The sequence below is a fragment of the Methylobacterium sp. CCH5-D2 genome (assembly GCF_001556475.1).
Lineage (GTDB): Bacteria > Pseudomonadota > Alphaproteobacteria > Rhizobiales > Beijerinckiaceae > Methylobacterium > Methylobacterium hispanicum.
The window spans coordinates 1-1582 of record NZ_LSIX01000534.1 but is presented as its reverse complement, the minus strand read 5'-3'; the positions used below and the strand labels follow the sequence as shown (position 1 = coordinate 1582).

Genomic DNA, 1582 nt, shown 5'->3' with positions numbered 1-1582 from the left:
TCTCGGCGCTGATGGCGGCCGCCGCCCGCTTCGCGTTCCAGCCGCCCGCCGTCGGCTACGGCAGCCAGCCCTGGCAATTGCCGCCGCGCCGCCCGCCCGAGACGCTGCCCGAACTCCTGCGCAACCGCACGGCCGTGACCTTCCTGGTGATCTGGCTCGTCACCAACCTGCTGTTCGGGATCATCGCCCTGCCGTTCGGGAGCGAGGGTACCTCGATCGCCTGGGACGCGCATCTCGGCGGCTTCGCGGCCGGCTTCTTCCTGTTCCCGTTCCTCGATCCCCTGAGCCGCTCCCCGCGCTGAGGCCCCGCCGCGCCCATGCGGAGATCGCAGGGCCTCCTTGCGCCCGGCGCTTGCCATCCGGAAACATTGGCCACACACTTGCCGCGATCGGCATGAGAGCCGGGATCAACCCGGCCGGGCCGCAACCAGTGCGCCGCGGGGCTGCGGCGCGCATCTCCAGGCAGGGAGGGGACATGACCGTCGCACGCATACTCATCGAGAAGGGCAGTTCCGTCGTCACGATCAGCCCGGCCCACACGCTGGACGCCGCGATCCATCTGCTCGCCGAGAAGAGCATCGGCGCGCTCGTGGTGACGGAGGCGGACGGCGCGGTCGCCGGCATCCTCTCGGAGCGCGACATCATGCGGGTGCTGTCCAAGCTCGGCGCCGCCGCGCTCGACGAGCCGGTCTCCGCCCACATGACCCGCAAGGTGACCACCTGCGGCCGCACCACCACCGTCGAGGAGGTGATGCAGACCATGACCGCGGGCCGCTTCCGCCACGTTCCGGTCTGCGAGGACGGGCGCCTCGTCGGCATGATCTCGATCGGCGACGTGGTGAAGCGGCGCATCGCCACCGTCGAGGCCGAGCATCAGGCCCTGCGCGACTACATCACCACGGCATAGGTCCGGGGATCCCGAAGGGTCGAGACCCTTCGGCGGGGTTCGGGGCAGAGCCCCGAGCCTCCGCCCCGAGCTTGGCTTCGCCGACCAGGGCCAAGATCAGGAACCCTGCCTGGACCCGCCGAAGATCGTAGACCTTCGGGATCCGGGACTTCAGGCCCTGGCGCTCGCGCCGGCCATCAGGGCGCGCAGGCGGGGCAGGGCGGCGCGGGCCGCCGCCTCGCCGAGGGCGATGCCCTCCGCCGCCCGGTGGAACTCGAACAGGCCCATCCCAGAGAGCTCCGGGCCGATGCTGAGATCGGGCGGGTCGCGCTCCAGGCGGGCGCGCGAGATCCGGTCCTGCGTGATGTTGAAGGCGTCGAACATCACCCGGGCGATGCCGGGCGCGGCCGGGACAGGATCGCGCGGTCGGCGGCGGCGCCCGCGCACGACTCCGAACAGGCTCCAGCGGCGGCGCGCCTCGACGGCGCCCGCGACCGCGCGCTCGACCGGGTCCGTGGCCTCGGGCTCGATCACGTGGCCCCGCGCGCCGGACTCGCAGCCGAGATTGACGCAGACCACGAGGTCGGCCCCCATCGCCCGGGCGAGCGCCACCGGCACCGGGTTCACCAGCGTGCCGTCCATCAGCAGGCGCCCGTCGAGCGGAACCGGCGGGAAGATGCCCGGCAGCGCGTAGGA

Annotated in this window: 2 protein-coding genes and 1 pseudogene; 2 read left to right on the top strand and 1 reads right to left on the bottom strand. The window is 72.6% G+C overall.

Going from position 1 to position 1582, the window contains the following annotated elements:
* The coding region (locus AX737_RS13620; protein WP_156453703.1) for a rhomboid family intramembrane serine protease at positions 1 to 302 on the top strand (302 nt) is incomplete at its 5' end.
* 173 nt (positions 303 to 475) lie between these two features.
* A complete protein-coding gene (locus AX737_RS13615; protein ID WP_066922158.1) occupies positions 476 to 907 on the top strand; it encodes a CBS domain-containing protein in 432 nt (143 codons plus the stop codon).
* Positions 908 to 1057: 150 nt separating this feature from the next.
* On the opposite strand, the pseudogene AX737_RS34380 reads toward AX737_RS13615, so the two are convergent.
* Positions 1058 to 1582 (bottom strand): annotated as a pseudogene (locus tag AX737_RS34380) (patatin-like phospholipase family protein); the annotation flags it as partial.

Excerpts from the sequence above, each read along its gene's own strand:
- AX737_RS13615 (WP_066922158.1), top strand. The coding sequence starts at position 476 with ATGACCGTCGCACGCATACTCATCGAGAAGGGCAGTTCCGTCGTCACG.